This is a genomic window from Azoarcus sp. DN11 (assembly GCF_003628555.1).
Classification (GTDB): domain Bacteria; phylum Pseudomonadota; class Gammaproteobacteria; order Burkholderiales; family Rhodocyclaceae; genus Aromatoleum.
In genome coordinates, this window is record NZ_CP021731.1 from 3,297,139 (window position 1) to 3,313,241 (window position 16,103).

The following is a 16,103-nucleotide window of genomic DNA, read 5'->3' on the forward strand; positions in this document are numbered from 1 at the left end:
AGAACAAACCATGCGATTCAAACGACCGCAGGTGCGCTATGCCGATGCGCCGCAGCCTGCCACCCCCTACCAATCCGCCGCGCAAGTATGGGACGAGCGCATCGGCTCGGCCCGCGTGCAGGCCAAGAACTGGCGGCTCATGGCTTTCGGCTGCTTGTCGCTCGCGCTGCTGATGGCGGGCGGACTGGTCTGGCGCTCGGCGCAGTCCATCGTCACGCCCTACGTGGTGGAAGTGGATCAGGCTGGCCAGGTTCGGGCGGTCGGCGAGGCCGCCACGCCGTACCGGCCGAACGATGCCCAGATCGCATATCACCTGGCGCACTTCGTCGTGCTGGTTCGCTCGCTGTCCATCGATCCCATCGTCGTGCGGCAGAACTGGCTCGATGCCTACGACTACACCACCGACCGCGGTGCGGGCGTGCTCAACGAGTACGCCCGCACCCATGACCCGTTCGCACGCGTCGGCAAGGAGTCGGTCACGGTGCAGATCACCAGCGTTGTGCGCGCCAGCGATGCGTCTTTCAACCTGCGCTGGACCGAGCAGCGCTTCGTCAACGGCGCGCCGGCCGGCGCCGAACGCTGGAACGCCGTGATTTCCACCGTCCTGCAAACCCCGCGAACCGTGCAGCGGTTGCGCAAGAACCCATTGGGCATCTACGTCAACGGACTGTCGTGGAGCCGCGAACTCGATGCCGCCGAAGGAGCCAAGCCATGAACCAGTCTTTCCGCTTTTACGCTTTCGTGTTGACGCTTGCAGCGTCAGTTCTGTCGCTGCAGGGCTGCGCTACGAAGGGCGTGCCGTCGCCGATCATCTCACTCGATGAGCCGGTACAGGCCCAGCCGCTGCCCGAACCGCCCAAGCCGGTTGAAGTGGTAGAGGTGCCGAAGGTGCTCCCGATGCCGGCGCAGATGAAACCACTGGCGGAGAGCATCGAGGCCAAGGCTGCCCCTGAACCCGCCGATGAAAAGCTGCGGGTCTCGCGAGCCAACGCCGAGGCGCGTATCGCGCCCACACGCGAGGGCTACGTCAATGCCATTCAGGTCTGGCCCTTCACCGATGGTGCGCTGTATCAGGTCTATGCGGCGCCGGGTCGGGTCACGGTGATCTCTCTTCAACCCGGCGAGGAACTGGTGACGGTTGCCGCCGGCGATACGGTGCGCTGGATTGTCGGTGACACTTCCAGCGGCACCGGCGATGCGTTGCGTGTCAGCGTGTTGGTCAAGCCGATCCGCTCGGGCCTCAAGACCAATCTGGTCGTCACCAGCAGTCGGCGCACCTACCTGATCGAGCTGACCTCGACCGAACGCGCCTGGATGGCTTCGGTGTCGTGGGAATACCCGAAAGATCGGATGCTGGCCTTGCAACGCCAGGCGCAGGCCGCGCAGGCGATGGCGCCGGTCGATACCGGCCTATCGCTGGAGAGGATTCGCTTCCGCTATGCCATCAGCGGCAGCACGCCGCCGTGGAAGCCGATGCGCGCCTTCGACGACGGAGAGAAGGTCTATATCCAGTTCCCGCCCGGCATCGCCCAGGGTGAACTGCCGCCGCTGTTCGTGATCGGCGCTCAAGGCGACGGACAACTGGTGAACTACCGTTTCCGCTCGCCGTACTACATCGTGGATCGGCTGTTCGGCGCGGCCGAACTGCGCTTGGGCGGTGACAGGGGCGAAGTGGTGCGCATCGAGCGCACGGATGGCGTAGCACGGGGGAACTGACCATGAGCCTGGACGACACTCCCGACCTTGGCGCGCCGCAGGCGTCCAAGGAGGCCCCCGAGGCGGTGGCGCTACGCGCCCATCCGCGCCCCGTGACACGCTTGAACCGGCGCACATTGGCGATCTTGGCTGGTGGCCTCGCCGTGGCCGTGCTGGGCGCCACGATGTGGTCGCTGCAACCGCGCAAGCGCAGTGCAGGCGAACAAGCCGAGCTTTACAACGTGGATCGTGTTGCGCGCCCGGAAGGACTGGAGCAACTTCCGACCGACTATTCCAAATTGCCGCCGCATGTTCCTGAACTTGGGCCGCCGCTGCCGGGGGACTTGGGTCCGGCCATCGTGAAATCGCAGCAGCCAGTAACACCCAGCTACACCCCGCCCGGCCACGCTCCGGCTAATGCCGAGCACGACGCACAGCGCAAGGAAGCGGAAGCGGCCGCAGGGGCATCGGTGTTCTTCCGTTCCAGCAACCAGCGTGCCGCCGCCGCGCCAACGCAGGTGGCCACGGCCAGTCCTGCGTCTGGCCTTGCCGGCTTCGATCCGATGGCTGCCGGGCCGGCCTCGACGGCAGCACAGCCTGCTGATCCGACCGCCGCGCAGAACCGGCAAGACCAGAAAGAGGCATTCCTGAAAGCCGGAACTACGGAAACTCGCAATTCCGGAAACTTGAAAATGCCAGCTTCACCGTACCAGGTGATGGCTGGGACGGTGATCGCTGGCGCGTTGGTCACGGGCATCAAGTCCGATCTGCCTGGCGACGTGATCGCCACGGCGACGGAACCGATTTACGACACGGCCACCGGGAAGTTCCTGCTAATCCCGCAGGGCTCGCGCATCCTTGGTCGCTACAACAGCCAGGTGAGCTACGGGCAGAGCCGGGTGCAGGTGGTGTGGAACCGGATCATCCTGCCCGACACGTCTTCGCTGACACTGGACAACCTGGCCGGCACCGACCCGGCCGGCTACGCCGGTTTGGAGGATGGTGTCGATTGGCATTGGGACCGCATCTTTGCCGGCGCTGCGCTGACGACGCTGCTGGGCGTCGGCGCTGAGTTGGCTGCGCCGGAAAGCCGCCAGAATGGCAATCGGGTCATCATCGCCGGGCGCGACAGCCTGCAGGACAGCGTGAACCAGGTCGGTCAGGAGATGACCCGGCGCAACCTCAACATCCAACCCACGCTGACGGAGCGGCCGGGCCTGCCCGTGCGCATCATCGTCAATCGGGATCTGGTGCTGCGGCCCTATCAGCCACTGTTCTTCAATCGAGGGACTTCGCGATGAGCACCACGCGCAAGCTGCGGTTGGGCCCGCTGCCTAAGACCGAGAGCATCAAGCTGACTTTCACGTGTCCGGTCAGCCTCAAGGCTGACCTCGACCGCTACGCCGCGCTGCATGCGCAGACCTATGGCGAAACGGTCGATGCGACGACGCTGATTCCGCACATGCTGGATGCATTCATGGCGGGGGATCGGGGATTCAGGAAGGGGAGAACGGCCAAAGCCGGGCCGCCGAAGCCTATGTGACGAAGCGAAAACCCGTGCCCACATGCTCGAACGCGCAGCCCAAGGGCCGCGCGTTCGTCGTTCTGACTACGGCGATAAGCGGACGGGGGTTAGGAAGGGGCGCTATCCTCCCAGCGGACGGCCCGCAGAAATTCATCGTGGGTCAAGGAAGAAAGAGCGAACTCACCACGCCTGAGGGGGCATCCCAGCGAGCGGCCACGCCAGGGCTGACAAGGTAGAAGATATAGGGGCCAGCACTGAAGAAGACGTGTGCGTTTGTCCGTTCTCCCCTTCGCGACGGGGGCGCGCATCTCGTCGCCGATCCAAACATAGAGCATGCCTACGGTTACCCCTTACGCATCGGCAGGCGGCCAGCGCAGTTTTCCACGGCCGACGCGCAAGGCTTCCACGAGCCTAGTATTGCCCGGTAGCCGGCCCGAAAAGAGACTAGGTTTAGGATCGACCGCCGGCTTCTTGAACGCGGCGACCCGCTGGTAGTCGGGGGTTGCCAGCCAGGTCCGTCCGTCCCCCTCGTCGGTGACGACCCGATAGAGGCCGGCGGGCGGGACGGCCTCGATGTCAAGCAGGCGCTTGTAGCGTTCAACCGACCATCTCTGGATGCCGCCACTGAGAGCCTCCGTTCGGAAGCGCGCCCATAGCGCAGCGGTGTCGGGCGTCGGCCAGTCGCCGGCGTCGGTGTAGGCCGTAATCTCGTCGGATTCGAGCCAGGCCCGCATCTCCGCCGGTGTGACGAAGACGGGCATGGCGTCCTCAATGGCTGCCATCGCCGCGCGCCGTGACGGCAGGCCGGCGCGGATCAGCATCGCCATCATGAACTGCGGGACGCCGGTTTCGACCGTTGCCGCTGCGCCGCCCGCCACCATGTCCGGCGACCAACCTAAGGACATGCGGCGGGTGCGGACGGCTTCCAGCGCCCAGACCAGGCGATAGGTGAAGGCCTCTTCGACTGCTCGCATGTTCTGCGGTCCGATCTTGGCGACCTCTTCGCCGGACACCCAGCTTCGCAGGATGGCCTTCCAATTCGCCGGTAGCGCATTCGCTTTGTCGGGGATGAAGGGCCTCATGAATAGCAGGCGCTCGCCTAGACCGCCGAGGGCCTCGGCGAGTTCGTCGACGTCGCCGCTCAACGCTGCGTCGTCGGCCCGGTCGAGTAGCTCGGCGAGTTTGTCTGCCATGGCGTCGATAGATAGGCCAGCTTCGAGCCCAACGCCCATCGCGAAATGCCCACGCCGCGCCTGCGTCGTGGTAGTTTTCCAAATGAGGTCGGCGCGCGCCTCGAACACCTTCTTGTGCAAAGTGGCAACATCCTCTTCGTCGCGGGCAATCTGACGCGCCCACAGCGATCCTTTGAGCGCCTCGTCCAAGAGTTTCGGTAGATCGGCGCGATCGGCGTCCAGTGCTTCAATCAGACCGAACACGGTTGCATCGAGGCGTTCGATGAGCTGCGACAGTGGCTCCTCATCGATGCTCTCCTCGTCGTCGTCGCCACCTTCATCGTCGTCGTCATCGCCCTCGTATTCCACTGCAGTGGCGAGACGTTCGGCCACCGCTGCCTCTTCCTCGGGCGATCTCCAGGCTTCGCGGGCATTGGCGAGATATTCCCAGGCGTCAGCGCGACCCAGGACGCCCTCGCGCGACAGGCGCTCAAGGATCTCGGCGACGATCCGAATGAGGCCGCTTTTCAGTGTGCGGGCCTTGGCAGAGGCAACCAGTTTCCTCCACTCTTTTTTTCGCCAGTTGATGTTGTCGAACATGACGTGGACGATGAGACCTTCGACGTCCACGAACGCACGCCCGGCGCGGCCCGCGACGTTGGCGAACTCCTCGCCTTTGATTTTCTCGGCCGCCCGATATAGCGCAGGCACCAGCAGCACTGCGGCGTTGAGGTTTAGGCCCTGCGAGAGCGTCGGCGATGCGACGATGACCTTTAAGACACCCTCGGACAGGAGGACTTCCAGCTCGCGCAGGAACGGGCTCGGCAACCGGCCGTGGTGGATGGCGACACCCGCCTGCAGACTGGCCACGGCGGGATGATCCTCGCCAAGCCATTCCTTGCCGACCTCCAGGGCGCGTGCAATCAACGCCTCGTCCTCCAGCAGCGAGTCCAGGTAGCCGCGCTTGCAGAGGTCCACGACCTGTTTGCCGTAGCTCTCGACCCAGTTGGCCTGGGTGGAGAAGATTAAGGTGCGCTTGCCTTGGCTCGCGAACTCCCACGCCGCAAACAATGCGAGGTGCGAGTTCTTGCGTGGATAGGGCTTCTTCTCCTTCCCGAGCGCAGGTTTCTCCACGACGAACTTGTCGAGGAAGGGACCATCATCATCGAGGTCGAGCCGTAGCAGCGCGTCCTTACCGCGCCATGTGAGAGCGCCGAACCGCTGGCGTGTGGGACGCCAGTCGGAACGTACTGGTTCGCCGGGTTCGTCGGAGCGTATCCACGCGGTGAGATCGCCCAGTTCGTCGCCGCTTGGCAGGATGGCGGAAAGGCAGACGATCCGGCGATCGGCTGCGTCCGTGCGTCGTAGCAGACGCTGCACGAGCGTCTCGTAGCGGATTTCGCGCTCGCTCGGTCCGATCATGTGGCCTTCGTCGAGGACGATCAGGCCGACGTTATCGATCAAGGAAGGATCGCTCCGCAGCGCGAAGTCGAGCTTTTCGGGTGTGGCGATGATGATCTCGCGGGTACGTAGGGCGTCCTCGTCGCCCGCCGAAAGGCCGCTGGCCCCGTAAAGTGAGGAAACGCTGAACCCGAGTGGCGCGAATGTCTTTCGGAAAGAACGCTCGGTCTGAGCCGACAAGGCGCGCAGCGGTGTAACGATCAGGACTCGGCGCGCCAAGGATAACGTCATCAGAGTGGCGATCTCGGCGACCCGTGTCTTACCCGCGCTGGTCGGCAGGGCCACGACCAGATCGTCCGTCACGTCCGTGGAGCGTCGTGCGGCCTCGCGCTGTGAGGGCCATAGCTCCACCTCTGAGGTCTTGCGAGCATAGAGCGAGGAGATAAACAGCCGGCGCAGATCGGGGTATTTTTCTTCCGTCCCCTCAGGCGGTTCTGTCGGCAGACTCTGGTGAAGCGAGTGCTGCCATAGGTCGTCGATTAGGTGGTCGCATAGGTTCGAAATCCACCACAACGGCACGTTCTCGGCATTGTCAGCCAGGCTGACGGCGGTGGCGAGCAAACTCCGTGCACTTTCGATCGGCTCCTGTTCGCCCGTCTCGAGTGCGAAGTCGAAGAATGCCAGTGCCCGGCAGATCGTCGTATTGAGGATGGTGGACAACACCGCGTCAATGTCGGGCTCGTCGCCACTAAGTGCCTCGGCCATCTGCTCGTCGCCGTGGGCCTCGTTGCCAAGCCAATCACGAACGAAGCCACGTAGCTGGTCGAGGTCGCGCAAGATCAGGTGACGGATCGCCGTTTCGCCCGGCGTAGTGTTGAGGTCTTCCGCCGTCTCATTGAAGAGGGAGTAGGCTACGGCCGAGAAGCCGGCCAGGTGATAGGCAGCGGCGGCGATGGTGCGACGGAAGCCTCGATTGGGCGCCTCAGGATCACCATTTCGGACTAGGGCTTCGAAGGCGTTGGCGGCCCGCTCGAAAGCCTTGTTCGTCAGGTCAGAGGCGCCGGTCTTAGCACGCAGAGCCATGGCACCACGAAGTAGAGCGAAGCCATGTTCGGCGAGGTCGGTTTCGATGGTTGCGCCCAAGGGCGGAGCGCTTTGCGGCAACACGCCCGCTTCCCGCATCAGTGACCAAGCTGCGCCGCGATAGAGGAGCCGGCCGAGGATGCCGTCGACGGTCGCGGTGGCGAGGAAGGCAGTCAGTTCGTCAGGCGTCTCCAAGGTCTTCCGCCTCCCCGTACATGGCTGCGATAAAGTCCTGGTGGTCCTCGACGTGGATGTTCACGACGTAGTGGTCGCGGTTGGTCCCAGCAGCGTCGAGGTCGACCTTCAGCGCGGCGTGGGGGCCGTTACCCGATACGGTGAAGAGCATGTGGTCGATGCGATCGGCGCGGAGGGACTTGAGACCCACCTCGTCGCGGAGGTCACGACCCAGCGCGTTATCGTCAGGGTCGCTGCTCTCCAGCAGGCGGTTGGCGACGAACAGCAGCGAGTCCGGCGTGCAGCGGCCATTGTCACGATCGAGCACCTTGCGAGCGCCGGTGACCGTGGATTTGCCAAGCATCTTGTTGCTCTTGGCCTCACCCTTCAGGAGCCAGAGCTTCTCGCCCTTGCCATCGTAGCCGGCGCCGATGAAGTCATCGCCGCGCATCGCCATGTTGCGGCCGTCCTTATAGCGAAGCCGGCGCACGGGGACACGCAGGCCAATCTCTTCCTCCACCAGCTCAGTCGCGAGGATTTCGCCGAGGTCGCCGGAGCGCCCCTTGTCTGACTGAGGCATCGCCTCGCTGAGAATCTTGGCTGCGACCTTGTATCCGAGTCGCTCCACGTCATCGGCGATCCGTTCGAGTCGGTCGTAGTGCGAGCGGATGGTCTCAGCGAGGTCCTGCCGGATCTCGTCGCGACCGCCCTCCTTCTCGACATAAGTCCAGTAGTACTTGCGCTTGTCCTTTTCCTTGGTGGACTCGCACCACCTCTCATACAGCCCCACGGCGCCCCCCCCCCCGATCAATCAGTTCCTATCTGATAGCGGTCATGGCGCGCTGACGCGGATGCCGTGACGGCTTAAATTGCACTGTATGCGAACGTCGTGCAGCTTCGATCATTATACGAGTTGGAGAGTTGCCCGCATCCGATGATCCACCCACGATCGCCAACGGATATCAAGTCTTACCGCAGACCTTCTTGGCGGAGTAGCGTTAGCCAGCCAAGGGCGAAGCTATGGCAGGGGATCGAGGGGGCAAGTGGGAAAAGCCGCAGGTCGGGGAATCGCATAATGAAAAGGCCGCTTCTGCGTCGACAGAAGCGGCCCTTGAATTGGTGCCCGAGGCCGGAATCGAACCGGCACGCCTTACGGCGAGGGATTTTCTTACCACTTCGGCTTTCGCCGCCAGCGCATGCGCTGTTCGTGGTCTGGAGCACGCCTTCACCATAGCCTTGCGGCCGTAGGTGCCCGCCGTCTGCTCTCTACACCTTCCCACGCGTTGGGCCTGAGCTTGGCTCGGCGTTGGCTCGGATGCCGGGGCATCCAGGGCTTTCGCCGACTTTGACGGGCTTCACTTCGGGCGTTTCCACCCGAAGGCTCAAATTGTTTAAGTCCCTTGTGTCTACCGATTTCACCACTCGGGCATTACGTGCTGCTCAGGAGCCTACACTCTCTCTACTGGCTCCTGCTTGGCTCCTGACCATCAAGCCGAGCCGCGAAGATACGCCTTGGATGTTCGCAAACCATTGTCACTACTGACCTTCCGCCCTGGTGGTACGAGAGAAAAAAACTTGACAAAACAGATTTTAAGTCTGCTGTGTCTACCGATTTCACCATCCCGGCCCGCGAGGGCTGGGCATTCTACCGTGCAACGCGGCCCCTGCCCAGCATCGGCGGACACACTATTTGTTCCCTTCGTTCGCCAGATGGGGCATTGCGCGATGCAGGTAGTAACCCATCGACCACAGGGTCAAGGCCGCCGCGACATAGATCAGCACCTCGCCGATCGTCCGGACATTCAGGTGCAACAGGGGTGCGTCGTACAGCAGAAGCGGAATCGCGGTCATCTGTGCCGCGGTCTTCAGCTTGCCGACGAAGGCGACGGCGACGCCTGCGGACGCCCCGATGCGGGCCATCCACTCCCGTAGCGCGGAGATCGTGATCTCGCGCCCGATGATGACGACGGCGATCACCGAATCCACGCGCGCCAGCTGGACGAGCAGGATGAGCGCGGCCGCCACCATCAGCTTGTCGGCGACGGGGTCGAGAAAGGCGCCGAACGCGGAGGTCTGGTTCAGCGCGCGCGCCAAATAACCGTCGAACCAGTCGGTGACCGCCGCGACGATGAAGATCAGTGTTGCGGCGAGGTTCTTTTCCGGCAGATCAACCCAGCTTTCCGGGAGGTAAAAGACACCGACAAAGAGCGGTATCAGCGCGATGCGCGCCCAGGTCAGCGAGTTCGGAATGTTGATCTGCATCGAGAAAGTGAAAGAAATGCGACAACTGCATGTCAATGCAGGGCATTGTATATCGCTTCAGCGAGCTTTCGGCTCACGCCATCGACGCGGCACAGATCCTCGACCGTCGCGGCGCGCACGCCGTCGAGTCCGCCGAAGGTCGCGAGCAGGTTGCGGCGGCGGGTCGCACCCACGCCCGGAATGTCTTCCAGCCGCGACCCGATGCGCGCCTTGGCCCGGCGCGCACGGTGACCGGTGATCGCGAAACGGTGTGCCTCGTCGCGGATTTCCTGGATCAGGTGCAGGGCCGGATGATCCGATGCGAGATTCAGGGGCGTCCGCCCGTCCGGGAAGATCAGCGTCTCGAGGCCCGGCTTACGCTCCTCGCCTTTTGCGACGCCGACCATCGCGATGGACTCCAGCCCGACCTCGGTCAGCACCGCCAGGGCCGAACTGACCTGCCCCTTGCCGCCGTCGATCAGGATCAGGTCCGGACACAACCCCTCGCCGGCCGCGACCTTGCCGTAGCGGCGCTCGAGCACCTGCCGCATCGCCGCAAAATCGTCGCCGCCGGTGATGCCCGCGATGTTGTAACGGCGGTACTCCGAATTCTTCATGGCGCCATCGACACACACGACGCACGACGCGACCGTCGCCTCGCCCATCGTGTGACTGATGTCGAAGCATTCGATGCGCCGGGGCGCCTCGGCCAGGTCCAGCGCGTCGCGCAACGCCTCCAGACGCGCCTCGCTGCGCCCGGTATCGCGCGCGCGGGCGAGGATCGCGAGCCGCGCGTTGTTCTCCGCCATCTCCATCCACGCCTTTTCGGCCGTATTGCGCGGCACGACCAAGGCGCCAGGTTTGTCGCTGATCTCGGCCATCAAGGCCTTCACCGGCTCCAGCGAAACGTTGAGCAGCACCCGCGCCGGCATGCCGTGATCCCGATAGTGCTGCTCGACAAAGGCCAGTGCACCGTCGAGCGCACCACAGCCCGCTGCCGCGCTCGGAAACTGGGGGCGATCGCCCAGATGCCGGCCGCCGCGCACCATGGCGATATTCACGCAGGTCAGCCCGCCCTCCTCGACCGCAGCGATGATGTCGACATCTTCGTCCTTGCGGCTGTCGACGTATTGGCGCTGCAGCACCGCCTGCAGCACGCGCACCTGATCGCGGATCGCAGCCGCCTCCTCGAACGCGAGGCGCTCGGCGGCGGCGTGCATGCGCGCCGTCAGGTCGTCGATGACTTCGGAGGCGCGCCCGTCGAGGAAGCGGGCCGCAAGCTTCACGTCGGCGGCGTAATCGTCACTGTCGATCAGGCCCACGCACGGCGCGGTGCAGCGCTTGATCTGATGCAGCAGGCAGGGGCGCGAGCGGTTCTGGAAGACCGAGTTCTCGCAGGTGCGCAGCTGGAAGGTCTTCTGCAGCAGGTGGATGCTTTCGCGCACGGCCCAGGCGTTGGGAAACGGCCCGAAGTAGCGCGCGCCTTTCGTGAACGCACCGCGATGGTAGGCGAGGCGCGGGAACCCGTCGCCGGAAAGTTCGATGTAGGGGTAGGACTTGTCGTCGCGAAACAGGATGTTGTAGCGCGGCGCGAGGCTCTTGATGAGGTTGTTCTCGAGGATCAGCGCCTCGGCCTCGGAGCGCGTCGCCGTCACGTCGACGCGCCTGATCTGCGCCACCATCATCGCGATGCGCGGGCTGGGCTGGGTGCGCTGGAAATAGCTCGACACCCGCCGCTTGAGATTCTTGGCCTTGCCGACGTAAAGCACCCGCTCCTCGGCGCCGATCATGCGATAGACGCCGGGCTCCTCGGGTACGGTCTTCAGGAAGGCCTTGGCGTCGAAAGGCGCCACGGAGTCGGTCATGGGCGGCGAACGTGCGATCGGAGGCTCAGGCGATCTCTTCCGGGATCTCCGCGACGATTCCGCGCGCCTGCTGATAGACCGGGCTCAGTTCGAGCGCGAAGGCGTCCGGGAACTGCGGGCGCGCGCGCAAGGCCTCGATGCGCGCCCGGCTTTCCGGCTGCACGTCCGGCACCCAGCGATCCAGCAGATCCGCGGCCAGATCGGGACGGTTGCATACGAGCACCATGTCGCAACCCGCCGCATGGGCCGCCTTCGCGCGCGCGAGGATGTCGCCGGCCACTGCCGCCCCCTCCATCGTCAGGTCGTCACTGAACACCACGCCCGTGAAGCCGACGCGCGTGCGCAGCACGTCCTGCAGCCAGAAGCGCGAAAAACCTGCGGGATTCGGATCGACCTTCGGGTAGATCACGTGCGCCGGCATCACGCCGGAGAGTTGCCTGCCGATGCGATGCCGATACGGGACGATGTCCTCGTTCCAGATCGCGTCGAAGTCGCGCTCGTCGACGGGGATTTCCAGATGCGAATCGGCTTCGACGAAACCATGTCCGGGAAAATGCTTGCCCACACAGCCCATCCCCGCCTCGGCCATGCCCGCGGCCAGCGCCTGGGCGAGCGTCGCCGCAACCTGCGGATCGCGGTGGAAGGAGCGGTCCCCGATCACCCGGCTACAACCGTAGTCGAGGTCCAGCACCGGCGCGAAGCTGAGATCGACACCATGGGCCAGCAACTCGGCAGCGAGAACGAAGCCGACCGAGCGCGCGGCGTCGAGCGCGGCGACATGGTCCTGCGCCCACAATTGCCCCAGCCGGCGCATCGACGGCAGGCGCGTGAACCCGTCGGAACGGAAACGCTGCACACGGCCGCCTTCGTGATCGACCGCGATCACCAGCGCCGGATCGCGCAGCGCGTGAATGTCCGCGGTCAGCGCCGAGAGTTGATCGCAGTCGGTGAAATTGCGCGCGAACAGGATCACGCCGCCCACCAGCGGATCACACAGGCGCTCGCGCTCCTCGTCCGTGAGCGTCGTCCCCACGACGTCGAGCATCACCGGCCCGAGGGGCAGGCGGATCTTGTTTTCAGCAGTGGAATTCATGGTTTCTCGATCAGCGCAAACGCGACGACATAGTCGGCTTCGTCGCTCAGGCTCAGATGAGCGGTGAGGCCACGCTCCCGCATGTAGGCGGCGAGCCCGTCATCGAACAGGTAGACCGGCTTGCCGAGCTCATCGTGCCCGACCCGCACCGCGTGAAGGGTCGCCGGGACGGCGACGCCAGTCCCCAAGGCCTTGCCGAATGCTTCCTTGGCAGCGAATCGCTTGGCAAGGAAGCGCGCCGGATCACGGCTGGCCCTGAACCCCGCCCGCTCGTCGCCGTCGGCAAGGACCCGCGCGGCGAAGCGATCGCCATGCCGCTCCAGGGCAGCCCGCAAGCGTGCAATGTGAACGATGTCCGTGCCGATTCCGTGGATCATCCGGCGATGCTCAGCTGCCCTGCCCGGCTGCCTCGCGCATCAGCCGTTTCATCTCCCGAACGGCCTCGCGCATGCCGGCCAGCACCGCACGGCTGACGATCGAGTGGCCGATGTGCAATTCGCGCACGCCCGCAAGCCGCGCGATCGGCTGCACGTTGTAATAGTTCAGGGCGTGACCAGCATTGAAGCGCATGCCCAGCCCGCGGATCGCCTCGCCCGCCTCGCGGACCTTCCCGATTTCCGCGAGCACGGATCCACTCTCGGCGTCCCTTCCGGCATTGTGGAAGGCATGGGCATAAGGCCCCGTGTGGATCTCGCACACCCGCGCCCCGATCCGCGCGGCGGCCTCGACCTGTGCAACCTCGGCGTCTATGAACACGCTCGTGACGATCCCTGCGTCAGCCAGACGGCCGACCACGCCCTTCAGGCGCACCTCCTGCGCGACCACGTCGAGCCCCCCTTCGGTCGTCACCTCGTGCCGGCCTTCGGGCACCAGCATCGCCATCTCGGGCTTGAGCCGGCACGCGATCCCGACCATCTCGTCCGTCGCGGCCATCTCCAGGTTCAGCTTGACCTGCGTGAGCTCGCGCAAGCGGCGCACGTCCTCGTCCTGAATGTGGCGCCGATCCTCGCGCAGATGCACGGTAATGCCGTCCGCGCCGCCAAGGTGCGCCTCCACGGCCGCCCACACCGGGTCCGGCTCCCAGGTACGGCGCGCCTGCCGCAGCGTCGCCACATGGTCGATATTCACGCCGAGTTCGATCACAGCTCCAGCAACTCCTTTAGAACCCGGCGCGACTGCAGCGTCTGTCCGCCGAGGTAATGATTGATCAGCATTCGGAGCAGCGCCTTGCTCTGCACCAGCGTTTCCGCGCGAGAGAAATCCTCGTGCTCCAAGTCGAGCAGGGTCTGCCCGCTCACCGACGGCAGATCGCCCGTCGCGTCGGGCATCCGCACCGGACCGCGCTCGATTATATAGACGTAGCCCTCGCCGGGCTCGACGGGCTCGCCCGAGTCGCTGTCGGTATCCAGGCCGATTCCGTAGCCGAGCTCGCGCAGCAACGCGAGTTCGAATCGGCGCAGCACCGGCTCCTGAGGCTCATTGCGCGCCAGAATCGCGATCGCCCGTGCATAGGCGTCGAACAGGGCGGGATGCGGATCCTCGCGCGGCGTCAGGCGCACGAGCAATTCGTTCAGGTAATAGCCGCACATCAGCGCGCGGCCGGTCAGCAGCGGCTGCCCGCCGCCGCGCTCGGCGCGCACCAGCGTCTTGACCTCGCCGCCGCCCGACCAGTCGAGCAGGAGCGGCTGAAACGCCATGATGACGCCACGCAACGCCGACAGCGGGCGCCGCGCGCCCTTCGCAACCAGCGCGATGCGTCCGTGATCGCGCGAGAACGCCTCGACGATGAGGCTCGTCTCGCGCCAGGGATGCGTATGCAGGACGAAACCGGGCTGCTCGCCTACGCGCTGCTTCTGGCTCACGAGGACACGCGCCCGCAGGCCTTACTCGTAGCCCAGGCTCTTGAGCGCGCGCTCGTCGTCGGCCCAGCCGCTCTTGACCTTGACCCACACCTCGAGAAAGACCTTGCCGTCGAACAGTTGCTCGAGCTCCACGCGCGCTTCGGAGGCGATGCGCTTGAGCTGCTCGCCGCCCTTGCCGATGACGATCGCCTTGTGGCTGGCGCGGTCGACGACAACCGCGGCATGGATCCGCCGCAAGCTTCCTTCGGTCTCGAATTTCTCGACTTCCACCGCAATACCGTAGGGCAGTTCGTCGCCGAGCAGCCGAAAGAGCTTCTCGCGCAGGAATTCCGCCGCGAGAAAGCGCTCGCTGCGGTCGGTGACCTCGTCCTCGCCGTACATCGGCGCGCCCTCGGGCAGCAGCGGCGTCACCGCCTTCAGCAGCTGCTCGACGTTCGTCCCTCTTTCAGCACTGAGCGGCACGACCTCGGTAAAGGGATGGACATCCTTGACGCGCGCGATGAAGGGCAGCAACTGGGTCTTGTCGGCGAGTCGGTCGACCTTGTTGATCACCAGCACGACCTTCCCCTCGCGCGGCAGCACTTCGACCACCTTGCGGTCGTCCTCGCCGAAGCGACCCGCCTCGATCACGAAGAGCACGAGATCCACGTCGGCGAGCACCTGCGACACCGTGCGGTTCATCGAACGGTTGAGCGCATTGCGATGCTTGGTCTGGAAGCCCGGCGTGTCGACGAACACGAACTGCGCCTGCTCGTTGGTCAGGATGCCGGTCACGCGGTGCCGTGTCGTCTGCGCCTTGCGCGACACGATGCTGATCTTCTGTCCGATCAGGCGATTCAACAGCGTCGATTTGCCGACATTGGGGCGACCGACGATGGCGACGAACCCCGTGCGGAATCCCTCGGGCGTTGCTGCCGACCCGTTCTCGGCGTTTGCATCCAGACTCATGACTTCCTCAACTGCGCCAGCGCGTTCTCGGCCGACTGCTGCTCGGCGGCGCGGCGGCTCGCGCCGCGCCCGGTGGTACGGATCTTCAGCGCGTTGACCTCGCACGTGACTTCGAATTCCTGCGCATGCGCCTCGCCATGCACTTTCACGGTCGTGTAGGTCGGCAGCGGCAACCTGCGCCCCTGAAGGTGTTCCTGCAACGCGGTCTTCGGGTCCTTCGACGCGACGCGCGGATCGATTGCCGCAATGAGAGGCGCATACAGACGATCGATCACCGCCTTCGCGGCCTCGAAACCGCGATCGAGGAAGACCGCCGCGAACGTCGCCTCCAGCGCATCGGCCAGGATCGATGGGCGCCGGAAACCGCCGCTCTTCAGTTCTCCTTCGCCGAGACGCAGGTATTCGCCCAGATCGAGCTCACGCGCGATCCGGTGCAGGCCGTCCTGGCACACGAGCGAGGCGCGCAGGCGCGACATCTCGCCTTCGCGCAACTCGCCGAAGCGTTCGAACAGCGCTATCGCGATCACGCAGTTCAGGATGCTGTCGCCCAGGAACTCCAGCCGCTCGTTGTTGGGCTGGCCGAAACTGCGGTGCGTGAGCGCCTGCTCCAACAGCGAAGGGTCGCCGAACTGATGCCCGACGAGACGCTGGAGTCGATCCGGATTGGCTATCACTATCGTCCGGTCGAAGACGCCTGGAAGTCGATCAGCAGGCTGACATTAGCGACCACCGGAACCTTGCGGGCGTACTCGACATCGATCACGACCTTGTTGCCTTGCTTCCTGATGTCGAGATCCGCACCGGTGACCGTCACCACGTCATCGATCTGGCCACGGCGCTCGAAGCTCTTGCGCATGTCGGCGATCGACGCGCCCCCGTCGCCCTCGTCGGCCACCTTCTTGATGATGCGCTGGATCGCAAGGTATTCGTTCACCGCAGGCACGGCGCGAAAACCGATCAGCAGCACGAAACCCAGCAGGCCGCCCACAATCAGTACGCTGATCGGGCTCATGCCCTTCTGCCATTTCCTCATCCGCATGCCAT

At 64.8% G+C, this 16,103-nt stretch carries 15 protein-coding genes; 4 read left to right on the forward strand and 11 right to left on the reverse strand.

Annotated elements, in window-relative coordinates:
- The first annotated feature begins 10 nt into the window (after window positions 1-10).
- Genes trbF through CDA09_RS15175 form a run of 4 tightly spaced genes read left to right on the forward strand, consistent with a single transcriptional unit; the run spans window position 11 to window position 3,238 of the window.
- Window positions 11-715, forward strand: coding sequence for a conjugal transfer protein TrbF (gene trbF / locus CDA09_RS15160; RefSeq protein ID WP_121429413.1), 705 nt, complete (start codon window positions 11-13; stop codon window positions 713-715).
- Window positions 712-1,716, forward strand: coding sequence for a P-type conjugative transfer protein TrbG (trbG, locus tag CDA09_RS15165; protein WP_121429414.1), 1,005 nt, complete (start codon window positions 712-714; stop codon window positions 1,714-1,716). Before trbF ends, trbG begins: the two co-directional genes overlap by 4 nt.
- 2 nt (window positions 1,717-1,718) lie before the next feature.
- Window positions 1,719-2,996, forward strand: coding sequence for a TraB/TrbI/VirB10 family type IV secretion system protein (locus tag CDA09_RS15170; RefSeq protein ID WP_121429415.1), 1,278 nt, complete (start codon window positions 1,719-1,721; stop codon window positions 2,994-2,996).
- Window positions 2,993-3,238, forward strand: a complete 246-nt coding sequence (locus CDA09_RS15175; RefSeq protein WP_121429416.1) for a DUF2274 domain-containing protein — start codon at window positions 2,993-2,995, stop codon at window positions 3,236-3,238. Before CDA09_RS15170 ends, CDA09_RS15175 begins: the two co-directional genes overlap by 4 nt.
- A 332-nt stretch (window positions 3,239-3,570) precedes the next feature.
- Here CDA09_RS15175 and CDA09_RS15185 read toward each other — a convergent pair whose 3' ends face one another.
- The 11 genes from CDA09_RS15185 to CDA09_RS15235 form a co-directional block, all read right to left on the reverse strand.
- Window positions 3,571-7,071, reverse strand: coding sequence for a DEAD/DEAH box helicase (locus CDA09_RS15185; protein WP_121429417.1), 3,501 nt, complete (start codon window positions 7,069-7,071; stop codon window positions 3,571-3,573).
- Window positions 7,058-7,840, reverse strand: a complete 783-nt coding sequence (locus CDA09_RS15190) for a HamA C-terminal domain-containing protein (protein ID WP_121429418.1) — start codon at window positions 7,838-7,840, stop codon at window positions 7,058-7,060. Before CDA09_RS15190 ends, CDA09_RS15185 begins: the two co-directional genes overlap by 14 nt.
- Before the next feature lie 896 nt (window positions 7,841-8,736).
- Entirely contained in the window at window positions 8,737-9,312 is a 576-nt protein-coding gene (gene pgsA / locus CDA09_RS15195; RefSeq protein WP_121429419.1) for a CDP-diacylglycerol--glycerol-3-phosphate 3-phosphatidyltransferase, read from the reverse strand.
- Window positions 9,313-9,344: 32 nt separating this feature from the next.
- Window positions 9,345-11,156 (reverse strand): excinuclease ABC subunit UvrC, encoded by a 1,812-nt coding sequence (uvrC, locus tag CDA09_RS15200; protein WP_121429420.1) that lies wholly within the window; start codon window positions 11,154-11,156, stop codon window positions 9,345-9,347.
- A gap of 25 nt (window positions 11,157-11,181) precedes the next feature.
- On the reverse strand, window positions 11,182-12,249 hold the full coding sequence (gene nagZ, locus CDA09_RS15205; protein WP_121429421.1) for a beta-N-acetylhexosaminidase: 1,068 nt from the start codon (window positions 12,247-12,249) through the stop codon (window positions 11,182-11,184).
- Window positions 12,246-12,626, reverse strand: a complete 381-nt coding sequence (acpS, locus tag CDA09_RS15210) for a holo-ACP synthase (RefSeq protein WP_121429422.1) — start codon at window positions 12,624-12,626, stop codon at window positions 12,246-12,248. The genes nagZ and acpS overlap by 4 nt, the downstream gene beginning before the upstream one ends.
- Before the next feature lie 10 nt (window positions 12,627-12,636).
- Window positions 12,637-13,392, reverse strand: coding sequence for a pyridoxine 5'-phosphate synthase (locus tag CDA09_RS15215; RefSeq protein WP_121429423.1), 756 nt, complete (start codon window positions 13,390-13,392; stop codon window positions 12,637-12,639).
- A complete protein-coding gene (gene recO / locus CDA09_RS15220; protein WP_121429424.1) occupies window positions 13,389-14,111 on the reverse strand; it encodes a DNA repair protein RecO in 723 nt (240 codons plus the stop codon). The genes CDA09_RS15215 and recO overlap by 4 nt, the downstream gene beginning before the upstream one ends.
- 21 nt (window positions 14,112-14,132) lie before the next feature.
- Window positions 14,133-15,059, reverse strand: a complete 927-nt coding sequence (gene era, locus CDA09_RS15225) for a GTPase Era (protein WP_121429425.1) — start codon at window positions 15,057-15,059, stop codon at window positions 14,133-14,135.
- Window positions 15,056-15,733 carry a ribonuclease III gene (gene rnc, locus CDA09_RS15230; RefSeq protein WP_121429426.1) on the reverse strand — a complete coding sequence of 226 codons (678 nt, stop codon included), beginning with the start codon at window positions 15,731-15,733 and terminating at the stop codon, window positions 15,056-15,058. The genes era and rnc overlap by 4 nt, the downstream gene beginning before the upstream one ends.
- The gene (locus CDA09_RS15235) at window positions 15,733-16,098 is read right to left on the reverse strand and encodes a DUF4845 domain-containing protein (RefSeq protein ID WP_121429427.1); all 366 of its coding nucleotides are present in this window, start codon (window positions 16,096-16,098) and stop codon (window positions 15,733-15,735) included. The genes rnc and CDA09_RS15235 overlap by 1 nt, the downstream gene beginning before the upstream one ends.
- Window positions 16,099-16,103: the final 5 nt, after the last annotated feature.

What these genes read in the sequence shown, in the direction of transcription:
- trbF (WP_121429413.1), top strand. Translation starts at nt 11, where the DNA reads ATGCGATTCAAACGACCGCAGGTGCGCTATGCCGATGCGCCGCAGCCT.
- trbG (WP_121429414.1), top strand. Translation starts at nt 712, where the DNA reads ATGAACCAGTCTTTCCGCTTTTACGCTTTCGTGTTGACGCTTGCAGCG.
- CDA09_RS15170 (WP_121429415.1), top strand. Translation starts at nt 1,719, where the DNA reads ATGAGCCTGGACGACACTCCCGACCTTGGCGCGCCGCAGGCGTCCAAG.
- CDA09_RS15175 (WP_121429416.1), top strand. Translation starts at nt 2,993, where the DNA reads ATGAGCACCACGCGCAAGCTGCGGTTGGGCCCGCTGCCTAAGACCGAG.
- pgsA (WP_121429419.1), bottom strand. Translation starts at nt 9,312, where the DNA reads ATGCAGATCAACATTCCGAACTCGCTGACCTGGGCGCGCATCGCGCTG.
- uvrC (WP_121429420.1), bottom strand. Translation starts at nt 11,156, where the DNA reads ATGACCGACTCCGTGGCGCCTTTCGACGCCAAGGCCTTCCTGAAGACC.
- nagZ (WP_121429421.1), bottom strand. Translation starts at nt 12,249, where the DNA reads ATGAATTCCACTGCTGAAAACAAGATCCGCCTGCCCCTCGGGCCGGTG.
- acpS (WP_121429422.1), bottom strand. Translation starts at nt 12,626, where the DNA reads ATGATCCACGGAATCGGCACGGACATCGTTCACATTGCACGCTTGCGG.
- era (WP_121429425.1), bottom strand. Translation starts at nt 15,059, where the DNA reads ATGAGTCTGGATGCAAACGCCGAGAACGGGTCGGCAGCAACGCCCGAG.
- CDA09_RS15235 (WP_121429427.1), bottom strand. Translation starts at nt 16,098, where the DNA reads ATGCGGATGAGGAAATGGCAGAAGGGCATGAGCCCGATCAGCGTACTG.